The organism is bacterium (assembly GCA_040755795.1).
Taxonomy (GTDB): domain Bacteria; phylum UBA9089; class CG2-30-40-21; order CG2-30-40-21; family SBAY01; genus JBFLXS01.
The window spans coordinates 1-2,039 of record JBFLXS010000584.1 but is presented as its reverse complement, the minus strand read 5'-3'; the positions used below and the strand labels follow the sequence as shown (position 1 = coordinate 2,039).

The 2,039-nt window shown below is 36.8% G+C and carries 3 protein-coding genes; all 3 read left to right on the top strand.

Going from position 1 to position 2,039, the window contains the following annotated elements:
• Positions 1-182, top strand: a 182-nt coding sequence (locus AB1414_19975; protein MEW6609691.1) for a hypothetical protein, incomplete at its 5' end; no start/stop codon positions are given.
• A gap of 38 nt (positions 183-220) precedes the next feature.
• Positions 221-553: a hypothetical protein gene (locus AB1414_19970; protein ID MEW6609690.1), complete on the top strand. Its 333-nt coding sequence runs from the start codon at positions 221-223 to the stop codon at positions 551-553.
• 123 nt (positions 554-676) lie between these two features.
• The coding region (locus AB1414_19965) for a choice-of-anchor X domain-containing protein (GenBank protein ID MEW6609689.1) at positions 677-2,039 on the top strand (1,363 nt) is incomplete at its 3' end.

Genomic DNA, 2,039 nt, shown 5'->3' with positions numbered 1-2,039 from the left:
AGATAAATGTGGTTACAGAGAAGATTATTAAGGGCACTATGGAGACAACAATTACTTACTTAAAACTCACCGGGAAGAAAGTAGGTTTAGTGATTAATTTTATAAATAATCCTCTGTGCTCTCTGTGCCTCTGTGGCAAAAAAAGATTAAAAATAAAACTTGACTTTTGGAGTAAAATATGATAATTTAATAAAGGTTACTTTTAAAAAGAGGTTTTACGATGAAAAAAGTATTAATCCTAATTCTGGGGTTACTTATACTCCTGCCAGGAAAAATTACCTTTGCTGAATTAACCAAACAAGATATAGCCGAGATACGCACGGTTGTTAAAGAAGAAATTGGATATGTAAATCAACGGATAGATGACCTTGATAATAAACTTAGCACGAGAATAAATGATTTAATGGGCCTTTTTTATGTGCTTTTAGCCGGGATGTTTGCCCTGGTTGGGTTTGTAATCTGGGATAGAAGGACAGCATTAGCACCGGCTATAAAACAGATAGAAGAATTAAACCAGAAAGAAATAGGGCTTCACGAAATTAAAAGTAAATAATCGGTTAACTGCTAACTGGTAATTGGTAACTAATTACCATTCACCAGTTACCATTTACCAAATTTAAAGAGGTAATGCAGACAGCAGGACTGCTATAAATTTCAAAAAAAGGAGTAAAAACAAATGAAAAGTATATCAAAATCTATATTTATTGGGTTGTTATTAGTTGGATTCAGTAATCAGGGTGCCTGGGGTGCGCAAGATGTAGTCAAGACATACCATACCGATGGGACAGAGGGTATATATTTTAAAGAGGGTGCTCGTGCAATTGTAACCGCTAAAGATGGAACTATGACGGGCGGGGAGAAAAAAGTAACTATTGTTCCGATAGCAGGCTCTACTTTTACACTTACACTTTATGACAATGGAATGAGTGGGGATGTAAGGGCTAAGGATGGGACATATACGGGAATAATCAAGAAAATTTCTACTGAGCAAATGAGTCCTGAGAACTTACAACTTGTTGATTACCAGACTGCAGACATAGTTGTAGATCTGGATAATAATGGTGACCCGGGGACTGTCACTATCCAGGCTGATTATAGCCCACCTGAAATTTCGGATTTACTGGTTTCAGAGCCATATTTTTCCCCACAGTCCTCACCAGGTCAAAAAGATAGTGCAACTATTACATTTAAAAGTAATGAGAAGGGGAGATATGAGATTTTAATTGATAAGGAAATACCCTCTTCTAACCCAACAGGAACAATGAGTGCAGATGTGGATATATCTTATGTGTGGGATGGATGCGATAAATATGGGGCTTATTTCTTAGAAGGAACACATACTGTTCAGGTAAATATATGGGATGAGGCAGGAAATCAAGCAAATATAAAGACTTGTTATGTTTGGATAGATAGAACTGCTCCGATAAAAGTATTTATTTCTTTATCCGATGATGCTTTTTCTCCCGGCACCTCCACAGGAATACAGGATACTACTGATATTATTTTACAAAATAAAGAATTAGACCCTATATTCTATCAATTAACTATAGACGGAAGAATATTATTAGGAGGGACCGGAACTATATCCCAGAACTATTTTCAAAAGGTAACATGGGGAGGATTAGATGAAACTGGAGTAGCTTTTGATGAAGGTATCTATACAATAAATTTAAGGGCAGAGGACCGAGCAGGTAATTCCGCGAAAGATACTGTCCTGGTCACGATAGATAATACCCCACCGAGGATTGATTTTCTGATAGATAACAGTGGTGGAAATCCATGCTATCGTGACCAGGAGATTATTTTCGTGCTTCAATCTTCCGATTGGATTGGAACCACCTCAGTAGAGTCAGATGGGGGAATAGGAACATGTAGTTTTGATGCAAGGGTATTAGATTTAATTGACTGTGGCAATGGAATATATGCGGAATACTATAAAGTTGTCCAAACAGATGTGGGAACTTTTGCCTACTCGGCTTATTTTGAAGATAAAGCAGGTAATCCTGCAATTAATAACAATGAAATCTTTGGAACTATTG